The sequence below is a fragment of the Pseudonocardia oroxyli genome, from assembly GCF_900102195.1.
In the GTDB taxonomy this organism is placed as follows: domain Bacteria; phylum Actinomycetota; class Actinomycetes; order Mycobacteriales; family Pseudonocardiaceae; genus Pseudonocardia; species Pseudonocardia oroxyli.
On the sequence record NZ_FNBE01000010.1, the window covers coordinates 199,894 to 217,669 of the forward strand.

General features: G+C 72.6%; 15 protein-coding genes. 10 read left to right on the plus strand and 5 right to left on the minus strand.

Features of this window, described 5'->3' with window-relative positions; genetic code table 11:
* Position 1 precedes the first annotated feature (1 nt).
* Genes ureG through alc form a run of 4 tightly spaced genes read left to right on the plus strand, consistent with a single transcriptional unit; the run spans position 2 to position 4,080 of the window.
* Positions 2-709 (plus strand): urease accessory protein UreG, encoded by a 708-nt coding sequence (ureG, locus tag BLS43_RS16850; protein ID WP_093085558.1) that lies wholly within the window; start codon positions 2-4, stop codon positions 707-709.
* A complete protein-coding gene (locus BLS43_RS16855; protein WP_093085561.1) occupies positions 688-1,500 on the plus strand; it encodes an urease accessory protein UreD in 813 nt (270 codons plus the stop codon). The genes ureG and BLS43_RS16855 overlap by 22 nt, the downstream gene beginning before the upstream one ends.
* Positions 1,501-1,513: 13 nt before the next feature.
* Positions 1,514-2,854, plus strand: coding sequence for an allantoinase AllB (gene allB / locus BLS43_RS16860; RefSeq protein ID WP_093085564.1), 1,341 nt, complete (start codon positions 1,514-1,516; stop codon positions 2,852-2,854).
* On the plus strand, positions 2,851-4,080 hold the full coding sequence (gene alc / locus BLS43_RS16865; protein WP_245707541.1) for an allantoicase: 1,230 nt from the start codon (positions 2,851-2,853) through the stop codon (positions 4,078-4,080). Before allB ends, alc begins: the two co-directional genes overlap by 4 nt.
* Before the next feature lie 45 nt (positions 4,081-4,125).
* Here the strand turns inward: alc and BLS43_RS16870 are convergent, their stop codons facing one another.
* Both BLS43_RS16870 and BLS43_RS16875 read right to left on the minus strand, forming a co-directional pair.
* Positions 4,126-6,804 (minus strand): molybdopterin-dependent oxidoreductase, encoded by a 2,679-nt coding sequence (locus BLS43_RS16870; RefSeq protein ID WP_093085567.1) that lies wholly within the window; start codon positions 6,802-6,804, stop codon positions 4,126-4,128.
* Positions 6,801-7,595, minus strand: coding sequence for an FAD binding domain-containing protein (locus tag BLS43_RS16875; protein ID WP_093085570.1), 795 nt, complete (start codon positions 7,593-7,595; stop codon positions 6,801-6,803). Before BLS43_RS16875 ends, BLS43_RS16870 begins: the two co-directional genes overlap by 4 nt.
* A 141-nt stretch (positions 7,596-7,736) precedes the next feature.
* Here BLS43_RS16875 and BLS43_RS16880 point away from each other — a divergent pair, with 141 nt between their 5' ends.
* The gene (locus tag BLS43_RS16880; protein ID WP_218129865.1) at positions 7,737-8,591 is read left to right on the plus strand and encodes a phytanoyl-CoA dioxygenase family protein; all 855 of its coding nucleotides are present in this window, start codon (positions 7,737-7,739) and stop codon (positions 8,589-8,591) included.
* A gap of 76 nt (positions 8,592-8,667) precedes the next feature.
* On the opposite strand, the gene uraH is transcribed toward BLS43_RS16880, so the two are convergent.
* The gene (gene uraH, locus BLS43_RS16885) at positions 8,668-8,967 is read right to left on the minus strand and encodes a hydroxyisourate hydrolase (protein ID WP_093085572.1); all 300 of its coding nucleotides are present in this window, start codon (positions 8,965-8,967) and stop codon (positions 8,668-8,670) included.
* Positions 8,968-9,030: 63 nt separating this feature from the next.
* On the opposite strand from uraH, the gene BLS43_RS16890 reads away from it, so the two are divergent.
* The 4 genes from BLS43_RS16890 (at position 9,031) to BLS43_RS16905 (ending at position 13,748) form a co-directional block, all read left to right on the plus strand.
* Positions 9,031-9,771: an aspartate/glutamate racemase family protein gene (locus tag BLS43_RS16890; RefSeq protein WP_176921375.1), complete on the plus strand. Its 741-nt coding sequence runs from the start codon at positions 9,031-9,033 to the stop codon at positions 9,769-9,771.
* 125 nt (positions 9,772-9,896) lie between these two features.
* The gene (locus BLS43_RS16895; protein ID WP_176921376.1) at positions 9,897-11,372 is read left to right on the plus strand and encodes an NCS1 family nucleobase:cation symporter-1; all 1,476 of its coding nucleotides are present in this window, start codon (positions 9,897-9,899) and stop codon (positions 11,370-11,372) included.
* A 118-nt stretch (positions 11,373-11,490) separates the two neighbouring features.
* The gene (gene pucL / locus BLS43_RS16900; RefSeq protein WP_093085578.1) at positions 11,491-12,384 is read left to right on the plus strand and encodes a factor-independent urate hydroxylase; all 894 of its coding nucleotides are present in this window, start codon (positions 11,491-11,493) and stop codon (positions 12,382-12,384) included.
* Positions 12,384-13,748, plus strand: coding sequence for a nucleobase:cation symporter-2 family protein (locus BLS43_RS16905; protein ID WP_093085581.1), 1,365 nt, complete (start codon positions 12,384-12,386; stop codon positions 13,746-13,748). The genes pucL and BLS43_RS16905 overlap by 1 nt, the downstream gene beginning before the upstream one ends.
* Positions 13,749-13,798: 50 nt before the next feature.
* On the opposite strand, the gene BLS43_RS16910 is transcribed toward BLS43_RS16905, so the two are convergent.
* The gene (locus BLS43_RS16910; RefSeq protein ID WP_093085584.1) at positions 13,799-15,046 is read right to left on the minus strand and encodes a DUF6986 family protein; all 1,248 of its coding nucleotides are present in this window, start codon (positions 15,044-15,046) and stop codon (positions 13,799-13,801) included.
* A gap of 7 nt (positions 15,047-15,053) precedes the next feature.
* Positions 15,054-15,725, minus strand: coding sequence for a lysophospholipid acyltransferase family protein (locus BLS43_RS16915; protein WP_425438551.1), 672 nt, complete (start codon positions 15,723-15,725; stop codon positions 15,054-15,056).
* 322 nt (positions 15,726-16,047) lie between these two features.
* Here BLS43_RS16915 and BLS43_RS16920 point away from each other — a divergent pair, with 322 nt between their 5' ends.
* Complete coding sequence (locus BLS43_RS16920) at positions 16,048-17,634, plus strand: ABC-F family ATP-binding cassette domain-containing protein (protein ID WP_093085590.1); 1,587 nt, start codon at positions 16,048-16,050, stop codon at positions 17,632-17,634.
* The last annotated feature ends 142 nt before the right edge of the window (positions 17,635-17,776 follow it).

Here is a 17,776-nt window from a genome sequence, read left to right on the forward strand (position 1 = left end):
CATGAGCGACGACCACGGGCACGGCCACGGCCACCTGATCTCCTTCGACCCCACCGAGACCGACCACGACCACCACGAGGCCACGCCGGCGAGCGGGCGCGCGGTCCGGATCGGCATCGGCGGGCCCGTCGGCTCCGGCAAGACGGCCCTGGTCGCGGCCCTGGCCCGCAGCCTCGGCGAGCGCGTCCGGCTGGCCGTGGTGACGAACGACATCTACACCACCGAGGACGCGGACTTCCTGCGCCGCAACGCCGTCCTGCCCCCGGAGCGGGTCGAGGCCGTGCAGACCGGCTGCTGCCCGCACACCGCGATCCGGGACGACATCACCGCGAACCTGGACGCGATCGAGACCCTGGAGGAGCGCTTCGGGGACCTGGAGCTGGTGCTCGTCGAGTCCGGCGGCGACAACCTCACCGCGGTGTTCTCCCGCGGCCTCGTGGACGCGCAGATCTTCGTGGTGGACGTCGCGGGCGGGGACAAGGTGCCCCGCAAGGGCGGCCCCGGGGTCACCACCGCCGACCTGCTGGTGATCAACAAGACCGACCTCGCGCCGCTCGTCGGCGCGAACATGGACGTGATGACCGGCGATGCGACGCGCATCCGCGGCGCGCTGCCGGTGATCACCCAGTCCCTCGTGGAGGACCCGGCCGCGACCGAGGTCGGCGCCTGGGTGTTGGAGCAGCTGGCGTGCGTGCCCGCGCGCTCCTGACCGTCGAGCGGGTCGGGGACCGCAGCGTCGTGCGCGAGCTGCGGTCGCAGTCCCCGCTCTCGCTCGTCCCCCGGCGCGGGACCGCCGCCACGCTCGATCCCGCCGCGACCGTGCACCTGGTGGGCTCGGCGACCACCCCCCTGGGCGGGGACGACGTCGAGCTGGCCGTCCACGTCGGACCGGCGGCCAAGCTGGTGCTCACCGGGGTGGCCGCGGCCGTCGCGCTCGCCGGGACCAGCAGCCTGACCCTGCGCTTCACCCTCGACGAGGGTGCGACCCTGCAGTACCTCCCCGAGCCCACCGTGGTCACCGCCCGCGCGGACCACCACACCCTGCTCCGCACCGAGCTCCACGAGACCGCGCGGGTCCGCCTGCGCGAGATCCTGGTCGGCGGCCGGGCGGGCGAGCAGCCCGGCCGGTACCGGGGCACCACCCGCGTCGCGACCGGCCTCGGCTCGTGTCCCGTCCTGCACCAGACGCAGGAGTTCGGCGATCCCGCGCTCCAGGCGTCGAGCGCCGTGCTCGCCGGGAACCGGGTGCTCGGGACCGAGGTCCTGCTCTGGGGCGCCGACGGCGAGGCCGCGACCGGGGAGTCCTGGGCCTTGACCCCGCTGGCCCGCCGCGGGAGCCTCGCCACCGCCGTCGGGCCGGACGCGGTGAGCACCCAGCGCGCCCTCGCCCAGGCCGTCGCCGCCCATCCGGGCTGGGCGGAGTCGTCGAGCGAACGGACCCTTCGCTCACTGGGTATGAGCGAGAACGCCGTTCGCTCCACAACGGAGGAGACACCGTGACGGAGGAGACACCGTGACCGAACTCGACCTCGTCATCCGCGCCCGCCGGGTGATCACCGCGTTCGGCGAGGTGAGCCGCGCCGTCGGGGTCCGGGACGGCGCCATCGTGGCGATCGAGCCCCTGGAGTTCGACCTGACCGCGGACACCGTGGTCGAGCTGGCGGACGACGAGGTGCTGCTGCCCGGCCTCGTCGACACCCACGTGCACGTGAACGAGCCGGGGCGCACCGAGTGGGAGGGCTTCGCGTCCGCCACGGCGGCGGCGGCCCTGGGCGGGGTCACCACGATCATCGACATGCCGCTGAACTCGATCCCGCCGACGATCGACGTCGCGGCCCTGGAGGTCAAGCGCAAGGCGGCCGAGACACAGTCCCATGTGGACGTCGGTTTCTGGGGCGGGGCGGTGCCCGGCAACGCCGACGAGCTCCGCGGCCTGCACGACGCCGGCGTGTTCGGCTTCAAGTGCTTCCTGCTGCACTCCGGTGTGGACGAGTTCCAGCCGCTCCCGCCGGAGGACCTGGAGGGCGTGCTCGAGCGCATCGCCGCCATGGGCTCGCAGCTGATCGTGCACGCCGAGGACTCGGCCGCGATCGACCGCGCCCAGACCCCGCACGGCGAGCTGTACCAGAACTTCCTGGACTCCCGTCCGCGCGGCGCCGAGAACCTGGCCATCGCCTGGCTGTTGGAACGCGCCCGCTGGACCGGGGCGCGCGTGCACGTGCTGCACCTGTCCAGCTCCGACGCCCTGCCCATGCTGGCGAGCGCGCGGCGGGACGGGGTGCACGTCACCGTCGAGACCTGCCCGCACTACCTCACCTTCAACGCCGAGGAGGTCCCGGACGGCGCCACGCAGTTCAAGTGCTGCCCGCCGATCCGCGAGGCCGAGAACCGCGAGCTGCTCTGGGACGGGTTGGGCGACGAGACGATCGACATCGTCGTGTCCGACCATTCGCCCTGCACCGCCGAGCTCAAGCACCTCGACACCGGGGACTTCGGCACCGCCTGGGGCGGCATCGCGTCGCTGCAGGTGGGGCTGTCCGCCGTGTGGTCCGGGGCGCGCACCCGGGGCCACGACCTGAGCGACGTCGTGGAGTGGATGGCGACCGGTCCCGCCCGGCTGGCGGGCGTGGCGCACAAGGGCTCCATCGCGCTGGGCAACGATGCGGACTTCTGCGTCTTCGCCCCGGACGCCGCGTTCGTGGTCGACGCCCAGCGGCTCGCCCACCGCAACCCCGTCACCCCCTACGACGGCCGCGCGCTCTCGGGGGTGGTCCGACAGACCTGGCTGCGGGGGGCCAGGATTGACGTCGCCGGCCCACCGGCCGGCACGCTGCTGCGACGAGGAGACCGATGACCCGGCCCACCACCCGCCCCACCCGCTCTCGGACGGGAGACGCGGCCCGGCTCGACGGCCCGGACATGGACGCCGACTTCGTCCGGCTGCCGGACCTCGCGGCCCGCCGCCTCGGCGGCGCCGTGGTCGCCGCCAACGACGACTTCTTCGCCGACCGCGCCGCCCTGGTCATGCCCGGACCGGTGCAGCCCCGGACGGAGTTCGGCTACCGCGGCAAGGTCTACGACGGCTGGGAGACCCGGCGGCGCCGCGAGCCCGGCAGCGACCACGCGATCGTCCGCCTGGGGATCCCGGGGATCGTGCACGGCGTCGTCGTCGACACCTCGTACTTCCGCGGGAACTACCCGCCGGAGATCTCGGTCGAGGCCACCGCGCTGGAGGACTACCCCGGCGAGGCCGAGCTGGCCGCGGCCGAGTGGGAGACGATCGTCCCCCGCTCGCCCGCCAAGGGCGACCGCGCCAACGTCTACGACGTCCAGTCCTCCCACCGCTGGACCCACGTCCGGCTCACCATCCACCCCGACGGCGGCGTCGCGCGGTTCCGGGTCCACGGCGAGGCGGTGGTGGACCCGCGGCTGCTGCACGGCACCGTCGACCTGGCGGCGCAGGATCGCGGCGGGCTCGTGATGAGCTGCTCGGACATGTTCTTCTCCTCACCCGCGAACCTGCTGCTCCCCGGCCCGGCGCGGAACATGGGCGAGGGCTGGGAGACCGCGCGGCGCCGTGACTCCGGCAACGACTGGGTGATCGTGAAGCTCGCCGGCGCGAGCAGGCTGCGCGACATCGAGTTCGACACCAGCCACTTCGTCGGCAACGCGCCCGGCCAGGTGCAGATCTCCGGTGCCCGCATCGAGGGCGACGTGCCGGCCGAGGCCCTGGCCTCCCGCCTGTGGACCCCGCTCGTCCACCGCCGGATCGTCCGCCCCGACACCCCGCACCGCTTCCAGATCGGGCAGGGCGCGGGCGTCGTCACCCACCTGAAGATCGACATCTTCCCGGACGGCGGGTTCGCCCGGCTGCGGGCGAACGGCGAGCTGCTGGAGTCCGAGGTGGAGCGCAAGGCGGCCGCCTGGCTGGACGCGCTGCCGCCCATGCACCTGCGGGACGCGCTGACCGGTGCGAACCTGGACCCGGCCCTGATCCGCGGCGCCCTGGCCGCCGCGGGCAACCCGACGAGCCGGTGGGCCCAGGAGCTCCTCGACGCGTTCGCCCCCCGCCGCCTCTGACGCATCATGGAACCATAACGGCCGTTTCGGGGCTCGAAAACGACGTTATGGTTCCATAATGCGGGGTTGGGTCAGGCGCCACACGCGGTCACGGCTGAAGGGTTGTTCGTAGGGGCGTGCTCCCAGCGCCCTGCGGATGGCGTTGCCGATCGCCGGGGCGACCGGGTTGTACGGGGACTCGCTCATGCTCTTGGCGCCGTAGGGGCCGAGCGTGTCGCTGGTCGTCGCGAAGTAGACCTCGGTGTCGGGGATGTCCGCCATCTGCGGCACGCGGTAGGTGCGGAACACCGGGTTCAGCACCTCGCCGTGCTCCCCGATCAGCACCTCCTCGTACAGCGCCGACCCGATCCCCTGTGCCACACCGCCTTCGACCTGGCCGCGGCACTGCTCGGGGTTCATCACGGTCCCCGCGTCCGCGGCGTGCACGGACTGCAGGATCCGCACCTCGCCGGTCTCCGGGCGCACCGCGACCCGGACGGCGTGCACGTTCGACGACAGCGACCGCTGCTCCCCGAACTCGGCCCCGGTCCCGGTGAGGGGGCCGATCTCGGCGAACGGGACGAGCCCGGCCGCGGTGCGCACGCCGTCCCGCTCCAGGACTCCGTCCGCCCGCGACAGGATCTGTGCGCGGAGGTCCAGGGCCGCGCCGTGCAGCGCCTTGCCCGCCACGGCGGTCCCGGCCGAGGCGAAGGCCCCCGTGTCGTACGCGACGGCGTCGGTGTCCGCGACGCGGAGCACGATCCGGTCCACAGTGGTGTTCAGCGTGGACGCGACGATCTGGGTGAAGACGGTCTGCGAGCCGTTGCCGAACTCGACGGTGCCGACGTCGACGCGGTAGGTGCCGTCCGGCTCCAGGTGGATCGCGGCGTGCGCGACGTGCCCGAAGGGCGGCACCGTGGTGATCAGCGCGAGCGCCATGCCCTCACCGACCCGCCACCCGGGCGGCGGCTCCACCCCGTTTCCCCTGGCCAGAGCCTCCTCCGCCAGGTCGAGGCACTGGTCGAGGCCGTAGCTGCCCCACACCAGGTCCGGCTCCGGTTCGGCGTGCTGGGCGACGAGCAGCGGGTCGCCGTCCCGGACGACGTTCCGCCTGCGCAGCTCGAAGGGGTCCAGCCCCAGCTCGATCGCGAGTTCGTCCATGGCGGACTCCACGCCCAGGATCACCTGGCCCAGGCCGTAGCCGCGGAAGGCGCCCGACGGCACCGTGTTCGTGTAGACGACCTCGGCGTCGACGTGCTTGACCGGGCAGCGGTACACGCTCACCGACTCCGCGATCGCATGGAACAGCACGCCGCGGGAGTGGTTGCCGTAGGCGCCGGTGTCGGACAGGACGTCGACCTTCATCGCGGTCAGCACACCGTCCGCCGTGGACCCGAGCGTGACGCCGACGCGCATCGGGTGCCGCACCGAGGTGCGCTGGAACTCGTCGGTGCGCGACAGCTCGTAGGACACGGGGCGCCCGGTCCGCAGCACCGCCCACCCCACCAGGTCCTCGGCGAAGATCTCCTGCTTGCCACCGAAGCCGCCGCCGACCCGGGCGGTGTGGACCCGCACCCGGTCCTCGGGGAGCCCGAACAGCCGGGCGAGCTCGAGCCTGGTGAGGAAGGGGACCTGCGTGCTCGCGCGCAGGACGAGCCTGCCGTCGTCCTCCAGCCACCCGATCGCGCCGTGCGTCTCCAGCTGCGCGTGCGAGACCCGGGAGGTGCGCCACGTCCCGGACACCGTGTGCGCCGAGGCCGCCAGCGCCGCGTCGACGTCTCCGCCGTGTCCACCGTGGACCGCCAGCACCACGTTGCGCCCGGCCTCGTCGACCCGGTCCGCGGGCGTCCGGTCCGGGTGGAGCAGCGGCGCGCCGGGGCGCCGGGCCTCCTCGGGATCGACCACGGCGGGCAGCACCTCGTAGTCCACGACGAGCGCGCGACACCCCGCCTCGGCCGCCGCCACCGACTCGGCGACGACGGCGGCGACCCGCTGTCCCACGTGGCGGACGACGTCGTCCAGCATGCGGGTGTCGTCGGGATCGTCCTCGCGGTGCTCGTGCCGGCCGGTGGAGTACCTCTCCTGCGGCGTGTTCTCGTGCGTCAGCACCAGGACGACACCCGGCACCGCCTCGGCGGCGGACGTGTCGATCGACCGGATGCGGGCGTGCGCGTGTGGCGCGGCGAGCACGCGTAGGTGCAGGGAGCCCGGGACGGCGAGGTCGAACGTGTAGGGCTCGGTCCCGGTCACCACGCGTCGCGCGGCGGGCGGGTTCGGCGAGTCGCCGACGCCGCACCCGGGCGCCGGCCGCGGCGGGTCCCCGCGCACCCCCGCCTCGATCGCCTGCCGGACGGACCGGTACCCCGTGCAGCGACACAGGTTGCCCTTCATCCGGCGCGGCAGGTCGTCCGTGGAGTCCAGCGTGGACGCGGCGACGATCATCCCGGCCGTGCAGAATCCACACTGGAACCCGAAGTGGTCCACGAAGGCCTGTTGCATCGGGTGCAGGTCCTCGGGCGTCCCGAGCCCGGAGACCGTGGTGATCTCGGCGCCGTCCGCGCGGACCGCGGGGTAGAGGCAGGAGCGGACGAGCGCCCCGTCGACCAGCACGGAGCAGGCGCCGCAGTCGCCCGCGTCGCAGCCCTTCTTGACCTCGAAGTGCTCCTGGTCCCGCAGGAAGGTGCGCAGGCACTGGCCGGGCTGCGGCTCCCCGGACCCGGCGACACCGTTGATCGAGAACTTCACGCCAACTCCTGCCGGATTTCCTCGAGCAGCACCCCGCTGACCTGGCGGCGCCAGTCCGCGGAGCCGAGCGGGTCGGTGTAGTAGCCGACGGCCGCGTCGACGTCCGCCCGCAACGCCGCCGCGCCCGGGAGCGCCGGGTACCGCAGCACGGTCGGGGAGGCGGTGGCCGCGGTGATCACGAAGACCGCCTCGCCGCCCGGGTCGACCCGGCCGGTGAGCACGGCACCGGAGCGGCCGAGCTCGGCGAGCGCGATCTTGCGGAACGCGGTGCGGGCCGCGAGCACCCGGGCCGGGATCTCCAGGGCGCGCAGTACCTCGCCGGGCGCGAGCGAGGTCGTGCCGTTGCCGGTCGCGAGCTCCGCCACCGGGATGCGGTAGTCGTGGCGTCCGCCGCCCGAGGGCGCCCACACGAGCGCGACGCCGTCGAGCGCCGCGCACAGCGCCACCATCCCGGCGGCGGCGAAGGCCCGGCAGACGTTCCCGCCCACGGTGGCGACGGTCCAGATCGTGCTGCTCGCGAGCAGCGCGTTCGCACACTCCACGGCGAGCGGCGGCCGGTCCGGGTGGGCCAGGAGCTCGGCGATCGTGCAGGTCGCGGCGATGGACAGGCCCTCGTCGGTGCGGGTGAGCGGCGCCCAGCCCATCGTCGTCAGGTCCACGAGCCCGGTCGTGTCGAGCTGCGGCTCGGAGTAGAGCCAGGTCCCCCCGCCGAGGATCCGCTCACCCGGCCCCAGGGCCAGGTCGGCCCGGGTGCGGGCGCGGCGGTAACCGGTGACCGTGTTCAGATCCATGCACCTCTCCTCGGGGGGACGGTCCTGAGCAGATCGTGCCGCCGCGCCCCCGGCAATGCCCGTCATGTGAACGTAACGACGGATTCCCACACGGCCCCGCTATGCTGGTTGAACCACTTGGTTCAAATCTGGAGGCCCCCCGTGGAGACCCTCGACCTCGCCGCGTTCACCGACCTGGGCGTGCACACCCCGGACGACCTGCCTGCGGCGGCCGAGTTCTACCGCCGCTGGGGCTTCGTGGTGCTGCGCGACCTCATCCCGACCGACCTGCTGGAGACCATCGAGGCCGAGTGCGTCCTCGCCCAGCGCGGCGTGCTCTCCGGGGCGCTCGCCGGGCGGCACGGCTCGACCAAGTACCTCGACTCCGAGGACAAGGCCGAGAGGTTCGTGAACTACGTCGAGCACGTGGAGGAGCTGGCCCCCTCGATCGGGACCGCGCTGGCCCTGCCCGCGCTGCGCGCCCTGCTCGGCGACCTGCTCGGCCCGGGCTTCTGGCCGAGCGTGAACGGGGTGGTCTACCAGGACGCACGCCCCGGCCGGGAGTCCGGCTACAGCCGGATCGGCTGGCACGCGGACTGGCAGGCCGTGCCGCACCTGGACATCTGGCCCGGCACCGCGTTCACGATCCACGTCGACGGCACCAGCCCGGCCAACGGGTTCCTGCGCGTGGTCCCCGGCAGCCACCTGTGGGCCACGCCGAGCCCGTACGAGAACGTGAACGGCGCGGTCGTCCCCGAGGGCGCGCCCGCCGCCCGCGGCTACACCGACACCCCGCCGCCCTTCCCGATGCCGCTGGGCTTCGAGAAGGTCCGCGGCGAGCTCCCGGTCTACGCCGAGCGCGGCGACGTGATCCTGCACGACGCCTTCCTCTGGCACTCCGCCGCCCGCGCGACGGACGACGCCACCATCCGGCGCCACGTCCGCGGCGGCTGGCAGGGCGGCGACCCCTCGTTCCGGGAGACCGAGACCGGGTTCGTCAAGAACGCGGCCCGGTGACTCGCGCCTTCGGCGCCTGTGAGTGGTAAGTGGTGCTCTGGCACCACTTACCACTCACGAGCGACGGAGTCGCGGGTCAGGAGCCGCGGTAGGTCGTGTAGCCGTACGGGCTCAGGAGCAGCGGCACGTGGTAGTGCCCGCGCTCCGGGTCCGCGGTGAAGGCGACCGTGATCTCCGGGTAGAACTCGCCCGCGACCGCGAAGACCAGCGTGTACGTGCCCGGGCGCAGGGCGCCGGTGTAGAGGTCGCCGACCCGGCCGTCCGCGTCGGTGACCCCGGTGAAGGTCTCGCCGTCGGGGTCGGTGAGGAGGACCGCGATGCCTGCCGCCGGGCGTCCCAGCGCCGCGTCCAGGACGTGGGTACTGATGCCTGCCATGGCGGGAGCATCGCACGAATCCCCAGTTCACCGGCCCGTAACAACCCTTGACGAGGAACTAGCGTGGACGACGTGCTCCTCACGGTGATCAACCCCAACACGACCGAGTCGATGACCGCGACCATCGGCAAGGCCGCGGCCGCCGTCGCGAGCCCGGGCACCACCGTGCGCGCAGTGACCCCGGCGATGGGGCCCGCCTCCATCGAGAGCCACTACGACGAGGCGCTGTCGGTGCCCGGGATGCTCGCCGAGATCGCCGCGGGCGAGCGCGCGGGGTCCGACGGCTACGTGATCGCCTGTTTCGGCGACCCCGGCCTCGACGCCGCCCGCGAGCTCGCCCGCGGACCCGTCGTCGGGATCGCGGAGGCGGCCATGCGCACCGCCTCCTACCTGGGCAGGGGGTTCTCCGTGGTGACCACGCTGGGGCGCACCATCGGCCGGGCCCAGGACCTCGCCGAGCACTACGGCGCCGCCCGCGCCTGCCGCGGGATCCGGGCCTGCGAGATCCCCGTCCTCGAGCTCGAGACCGATCCCGCGGCCCGGGACCGGATCACCGAGGAGTGCAGGCGGGCGGTCGCCGAGGACGGGTCGGACGCCGTCGTGCTCGGCTGCGCGGGCATGGCGGACCTCTGCGCGCACATCTCGGCGGCGGTCGGGGTCCCCGTGGTGGACGGCGTGGCCGCGGCGGTCCGCACGGTCGAGTCGCTCGTCGCGCTGGGCCTGCGCACCGGAGACCGCGGCGAGTTCGCGACCCCGCCCGCCAAGGCCTACACCGGAATGCTGTCGGAGTTCCAGATCCGGTGAGTGCATATATGTTGAGTTCCGCTTAACGCCGGGGACGAACTCGTGAATACTGCCGATCACCCGGACGACCCCTCCGACCAGGACTTACCGTCATCGCACGGTCGGGTGAGATGACGGAGGGTGCAATGGCGGAATCAGTGGAGGCGACCCCGGTCGCGACGAGTGGGACCCCGGGTGAGATCAAGCCCGGATACGACGAACGCCTCACCAACGAGGACCTCGCACCACTCAAGAAGCAGAGCTGGACCTCGTACAACTTCTTCGCCTTCTGGATGTCCGACGTCCACAGTGTCGGCGGGTACGTCACCGCCGGGTCGCTGTTCGCGCTCGGCCTCGCGGCGTGGCAGGTGCTCGTCGCGCTGCTGATCGGCATCACGATCGTCTACTACCTCTGCAACCTCGTCGCGCGACCCTCGCAGGCCACGGGCACCCCGTACCCGGTCATCTCGCGGGTCTCCTTCGGCGTGCTGGGCGCCAACATCCCGGCGATCATCCGCGGCCTGATCGCGGTCGCCTGGTACGGCATCCAGACCTACCTGGCGTCGCACTCGCTCGTCATCGTCGCACTGAAGCTGTGGCCCGGGCTGGCCCCGATGGCCGAGCAGGACAGCGGCTTCGCGGGGCTGTCCGCACTGGGCTGGATCTGCTTCCTCGCGATGTGGGTGCTGCAGGCCGCGGTGTTCTGGCGCGGCATGGAGGCCATCCGCCGGTTCATCGACTTCTGCGGGCCCGCCGTGTACGTCGTGATGTTCCTGCTCGCGGGCTACCTCGTGATCAAGGCGGGCTGGAGCAACATCGACCTCAACCTCTCCGAGGTCAACCTCTCCGGCTGGCAGTCCGTCGGCGTGATGATCACGGCGATCGCGCTCATCGTCTCCTACTTCTCCGGCCCGATGCTGAACTACGGCGACTTCGCCCGCTACGGGCGCACGTTCAAGGACGTGAAGAAGGGCAACTTCCTCGGCCTGCCGGTCAACTTCATCGTCTTCGCGCTGCTCGTGGTCATCACCGCCGCCGCCACCCTGCCCGTGTTCGGCAGGCTGATCACCGACCCGGTGGAGACGGTCGCGCAGCTGGACAGCACGTTCGCCGTCGTGCTCGGCGCGCTGACGTTCATGATCGCCACGATCGGCATCAACATCGTCGCGAACTTCGTCTCGCCCGCCTTCGACTTCTCCAACGTCAACCCGCAGAAGATCAGCTGGCGGATGGGCGGCATGATCGCCGCCGTCGGGTCCGTGCTGATCACGCCGTGGAACCTGTACTCGAGCCCCGAGGTCATCCACTACACGCTGGACACCCTCGGTGCCTTCATCGGCCCGCTCTACGGCGTGCTCATCGCGGACTACTACCTGATCAAGAAGGGCAAGGTCGTCGTCGACGACCTGTACACCCTCAAGGCGGACGGGACCTACCACTACAGCAAGGGTTACAACCCCGTCGCGATCGCCGCGACGGCGGTGGGCGCGGTCCTGGCCATGGCCGTGGTGCTGTTCGGCTCGTCCACCGCGGCGGCGTTCAGCTGGTTCATCGGCGCGATCATCGCCTTCGCGCTGCACTGGGTCCTCTCGCGCAGCCGCGCCACCACCGCGGCCGCCTGACCGGCGCACCCGGCGGCCCCGTGTCCGGTTCACCGAACCGGACACGGGGGCTGACCCGCGCGTAACACTGCGTGGGGACCCTGGTCGTCCCCACCCCGTTCGAACCCTCGGAGAACACATGGGCATCGCGCTCGGCTACAACCAGTACGGCAAAGCGGAGTGCCACATGGTGCACGTGGACCGCTCCACGCCGGTCCACCAGATCACCGACGTCACGGTGACCAGCCAACTCATCGGAGACTTCGCCGAGACCTTCCACACCGGGGCGAACGACAAGGTCATCGCCACCGACACGCAGAAGAACACCGTCTACGCGCTGGCCAAGCAGCACGGCGTCGGCACGCCGGAGGCCTTCGGGCTGCTCATGGCCCGGTACTTCGTGGACGGCTTCGACTACGTCACCGGGGCGCGGCAGGAGGTGAACCTCGACCACTGGGAACGGATCACCACCTCCGAGGGCCCGCACGACCATGCGTTCTCCCGCACCGGCACCGAGGTGCGCACCTGCGTGGTGACCAAGCACGGGGAGTCCGAGACGGTGATCTCCGGGCTGTCCGGGCTCGTCGTGCTCAAGAGCACGGGGTCGGAGTTCCACGGCTTCCCGGACGTGCCCTACACCTCTCTCGTCGAGACCGACGACCGCATCCTCGCGACGGCGGTCAGCGCCCGGTGGCGCTACATCGGCACGGACGTGGACTGGGACAAGTCCTTCGCGTCCATCCGGCAGATCCTGCTGGACAAGTTCGCCCTCACCCACTCGCTGTCGCTGCAGCAGACGCTCTACGCGATGGGCGAGACCGCCCTGGAGGCCCACCCCGAGGTGGCGGAGATCCGCTTCTCGATGCCCAACAAGCACCATTTCCTCGTCGACCTCTCGAAGTGGGGACTCGAGAACCCGAACGAGGTCTGGTACGCCGCCGACCGCCCGTACGGGCTCATCGAGGCTTCCGTCATCCGGGACGACGCGCCGCCCGCCGGAGGGGTGTGGGAAGGCGTGAAGGGCTTCATCTGATGACCGACACGGACGAGACGACGACCATCCGGCCCGAGGACGAGAAGGTCCCCGTCGGAAAGGCCTTCTTCTTCGGGCTGCAACACATCCTCGCGATGTACGCCGGCGTGGTGTCGCCGCCGATCATCATCGCGTCGGCGGCCGGGCTCGCGCCCGCGGACCAGGCGCTGCTGGTCACCGCCGCCCTGTTCGTGTCCGGCCTCGGCACCCTGCTGCAGTCCCTCGGACTGCCCTACGTCGGGTCGCAGCTGCCGCTGGTGCAGGGCGTGTCGTTCGCCGCGGTCGGCACCATGACCGCGGTCGCGACGAACGAGACCATCGGGGACCCCGCCGCGCGCATGGCCACGATCTTCGGGGCCGTGCTGGTCGCGGGGCTCATCGGGTTCGTGATCGCCCCGCTCTTCGCGAGCCTGGTGCGGTTCTTCCCGCCCGTGGTCACCGGCTGCGTCATCACGATCATCGGGCTGTCGCTGTTCCCGGTCGCGCTGCGCTGGATCCGCGGGAACCAGATGGTGGGCGGGCAGCCGAACCCGAACTACGCCTCCGGCACGTCGTTGCTGCTCGGCTTCCTCACCCTGGTGGTCACGCTGGCCATCGCGCGGTTCGGGCGCGGGCTGGTGTCGCGGCTCGCCGTGATGCTCGGCCTGGTGGTCGGCACGCTCGTCGCCACTGTGATGGGCCGCGTGAACTGGGGGGCCGTGGCGAACGGGCCGATCTTCGCGCTGCCGCAGCCCTTCCACTTCGGGTGGCCGCTGTTCTCCATCGGCGTGATCGTGTCCATGACCGTCGTGATCCTGGTGATCATGGCCGAGACGACGGCGGACCTGCTGGCCGTCGGGGAGATCCTGGGCACGAAGGTCGACAAGAAGCGGATCGCGGCGGGCCTGCGCGCGGACATGGCCGCCACCACGGTGTCGCCGGTGTTCAACGGTATGCCGATCTCCGCCTTCGCCCAGAACGTCGGCATGGTGGCGATCACCGGCATCAAGTCGCGGTTCGTCGTCGCCGCGGGCGGCGCGATCCTCGTGGTGCTCGGCCTGCTGCCCGTGCTCGGCCGGGTGATGAACGCGATCCCGCAGCCGGTGCTCGGCGGGGCCGGGATCGTGCTGTTCGGCTCCGTCGCGGCGGCCGGCATCCGGACACTGTCCAAGGTGGAGTTCACGAACTCGAACATCCTGATCGTGGCCACGTCCATCGGCGTGGGCCTGATCCCGATCACGGTGCCCGAGGTCTACACCCACCTGCCCACGTGGCTGCACCAGATCGTGGAGTCCGGCATCAGCGCCACGGCCATCGTCGCGGTCCTGCTGAACCTCGCGTTCAACCACTTCACCACGACCGAGGAGCCCGCGCCCGACCACTGACCCCGTGAGTGGCGATAGTCGTTATAGCGACTATCGCCACTCACGGGTCGTCAGCGGTGGGGGCCGGGGGCGGGGCGACGGGCGAGCCGGGCCAGTTCGTGGGCGTCCGCGCCGGTCGCCTTCTGCACCCACTCGTCGTCCAGCGCGCCGCAGTCGACGCCGCGGAGCAGGAAACCCGACAGCGCGGTCGCTGTGGCGGGCTCATCCATGAAGCCGCTCTCGGAGCGCTCGCGGTAGGCGCGCAGCCGGGCGGCGGCGGACTCGGCGGAGCCCTGGAAGAACGCGAAGTTCGCCACGAACCGGCTCGGCAGCTGCGCCGGGTGCAGGTCCCAACCCTGGTAGAAGCCGCGTTCGAGAGAGCGGCGCACCAGACGGCCGTGCAGCGCCCAGGCGGCCCGCACCTGCTCCGGGTCCCCGACCGGCAGCACGTTGGTGGACCCGTCGGACAGCCGGACGCCGGTGCCCGCGGCGGCCACCTGCATCACCGCCTTGGCGTGGTCGGCGGCCGGGTGCTCCATGCTCTGGTACTCCGCGGCGATCCCGAGCGAGGCCGAGTAGTCGTAGGTGCCGTAGTGCAGGCCGGTGCAGCGGCCCGCGCCCTCGGCGATCATGCGCGGCAGCGGGGAGGCGCCGTCCGGGCCGATCACGGACTGCGGCGTCTCCACCTGGATCTCGAACCGGAGCGTGCCCGCGGGCAACCCGAACTCCGCCTCCAGCGACTCGCAGGTCGCGACCAGCGCCGTGACCTGCGCGAGCGCGGTGACCTTCGGCAGGGTCACGACGAACCCGGAGGGCACGCCGCCCCGCGCGCAGAGCTCCCCGACGAACCCGACGAGCGTCCGGACCCCGCGCCGCCGGGTCGCCGCCTCGAAGCTGCGGAACCGGATGCCCGTGAAGGGCGGCGCGGCGCCCGCCGCCACCGCGGCCGTCAGCTCCTCCGCGGCGCGGACGATCTCGGCGCCCTCCTCGGCGTCCGAGCGGGTGCCGTAGCCGTCCTCGAAGTCGATGCGCAGGTCCTCGATGGGCTCGGTGGCGAGCTTGTCCCGCACCCGTCCCCGCAGGTCCGCCGGGGCGTCCCAGATCGAGGGGAGGTCTCCGGCGGCCGCGTCGAACACCTCGAGCGCCCGGGTGCCCCAGTCCGTGACGATCCCGCGCGAGAACCGGTGCGCGGGCACGTAGACGGTGTGCACGGGCTGGCGGGTCCCCGGGTCGCCGGGGTGCAGCGCCGCGACCTCCGCGTCCGCCGCGGCGAGCTCGACGTCGAGAGCATCGGCCAGGGAGTCCGCGAGATCGGTCATGGCCGCATTATGCGGCTTGCGTCCCCGGGCGCTGGTGGTAGCGGTCCACGTAGACCTGCCCGGACAGCTCGGCGATGGCGTCCATCACCTCGTCGGTCACGGCGCGGCGGATGGCGGCCGAGCCCTCCAGCCCGTCGTAGCGGGAGAAGTCCAACGGCTCGCCGAACCGCACCTCGACGGGTGCGAGGCGCGGGATCCGGCGGCCGACCGGCTGCACCTTCTCCGTGCCCAGCAGCGCCACCGGCACCACGACGGCCCCGGTCGAGAGCGCCAGGGAGGCGACCCCGGTGTGCCCGCGGTGCAGCCGCCCGTCGAGCGAGCGCGTGCCCTCGGGGTAGATGCCGAAGGCGCCGCCCGCGCGCAGGACCGTGCGGCCCGCGTCCAGAGCCGCGAGCCCCGCCTTCGCGTTCCCCCGGTCGACCGGGACGTAGCCGAGCGCGGTGAGGAAGCGCGCGACCAGGCGGCCCTTGAGGCTGCGCGAGGTGAAGTACTCGGCCTTGCCGAGGAACGCCACCGGGCGAGGGGTGACCAGGGGGATCACCGCGGTGTCCACCGCGGCGCGGTGGTTGGCCGCGAAGATCACCGGGCCGGTCGTCGGGACACGCTCCGCCCCCACCACACGCGGCCGCCAGATGAACCGGACGAGTGGCGCCAGGACCCACCTGATCAGGAACTGCATGATGCGTTCAATCCTCCCCGAGGCGTGAGCACACAGTGTCGCCCACCGCGTGTGACGCCCAGATCACCGCTGGCAAACGTACTCGGGTCGGGCCGGCTGCGGATCCGCTAGTGCGGTGACCACGAACGTTCGCCGGTCCTCGCGGGATCCGGGCGGTTCCTCGCAAGGCGCCCCCGTCGCGGTCACCGCACTAGGTGCGGTGACCCCGTAATCCGGTTGCGCCCCGTGGCAGGGTGGATCTCGACATGAGGCACTGACACCGTCCCCGCCCGGCCGTGGATCACCCGTCGGGCGTCGCCGTGGACCCTCCCGGTGGTGTCGCATGCCTGCTCCCCTGATCGCCCACGACCTCGTCCGCACGCTCGGCGACCGCCGCGTGCTCGACGGGGTCTCCCTCACCGCCGCCCCCGGCCGCCGGATCGGACTGATCGGCGAGAACGGCGTGGGCAAGTCGACCCTGCTGCGGCTGCTCGCAGGGACCGACCGGCCCGACGGCGGAACCGTGACGCGGCCACCCGACCTGGGGTTCCTGCAGCAGGAGCTGCCGTTCACGCCGACGGTCACGGTGGCCGGGGTGGTCGACGACGCGCTGCGTGAGGCCCGCGCCGCGCTCGCGGACCTGGACCGGCTCGCGCAGGCGATGGCGGAGGATCCCGCGCTCGCGCAGCTCTACGGCGAGCGGCTCGAGTGGGCCGAGGAGCACGCGGCGTGGGACGCGGACCGGCGGGCGGGGCTCGTCCTCGACGGCCTGGGCCTGGGCTCCGTGGCGCCCTCGCGGCCGGTCGGCTCGCTGTCGGGGGGCCAACGTGGACGGTTGGCGCTCGGCGCCCTGCTGATCCGCAGGCCCACCGCCCTGGTGCTCGACGAGCCCACCAACCACCTCGACGACTCCGCCGCCGCCTTCCTCGAGACCGAGCTGCGCGGCCTGACCGGGGTGCTGGTGGTGGCGAGCCACGACCGCGCCTTCCTCGACGCGGTCTGCACCGACCTCGTCGACCTCGACCCCGCCCTGGACGGCCCGACCCGCTACGGCGGCGGCTACTCCGCCTACCAGGAGACCCGGCGGCGGGAGCGGCTGCGCTGGGAGGAGCGGTTCGAGGCCGAGCAGGAGGAGCTGCGGGCGCTGCGGCACTCGGTCCGGGTGACCGCGCACCGGGTCGCGCCGCACGACCGGCCCATGCCCGACCGGGACAAGATGGGGTACGGCCGCCGCGGCCAGCGGATCGAGAAGCAGGTGTCCAGCCGGGTCCGCAACGCCGCCCGCAGGCTCGAGGACCTGGAGCGCGACCAGGTGCGCAGGCCCCCTGCGCCACTCCGGTTCCGCGCCCCGGCCCTGGCCCGGTCCGCGCCGGACGGACTGCTCGTGTCGCTGCGGGGGGTCCGGGTGCCCGGGCGGCTGGCGATCGACCGGCTCGACGTCGGCGCCACCGACCGGATCCTCGTGACCGGCCCGAACGGCGTCGGGAAGTCGACGCTGCTCGCGGTGCTGGCCGGTGCGCTGGACGCCGAGGGGGACATCCACCGCCTGCGCACACCGGCGGTGGGTCTGCTTGCCCAGGACACGGTGTTCGACCGTCCTGATCGGACGGTGGCGCAGACCTGGGCGACCGCGCTGGGGCCCGACGCGGTGTCCCTCGCCTCGCTCGGCCTGGTCGCACCGCGCGACCTCGGGACGCGGGTGGGGGACCTGTCCGTCGGGCAGCGGCGGCGGCTCGCGCTGGCCCTGCTGATCGCCGACCCGCCCGAGCTCCTGCTGCTCGACGAGCCCACCAACCACCTCTCCCCGACCCTGTCCGACGAGCTCGAGGAGGCCCTGGGCACCGGCCCCGGCGCCGTGGTGGTGGCCAGCCACGACCGCTGGTTGCGCCGCCGGTGGGCGGGACGGGAGGTGCGGTTGAGCCCGCCGTGACCGCACGTTTCGTGCGCTGCACGGTCCGCGGTCGTGGGCGGCGCGCGCGGTCCGCGCCGCACCACGCGCACGAAACGTGCACCGCGGGACCGTCGGGGGTGCTCGGTACCGTGTGGGCGATGTCGCGGTGTTCGGACGAGTC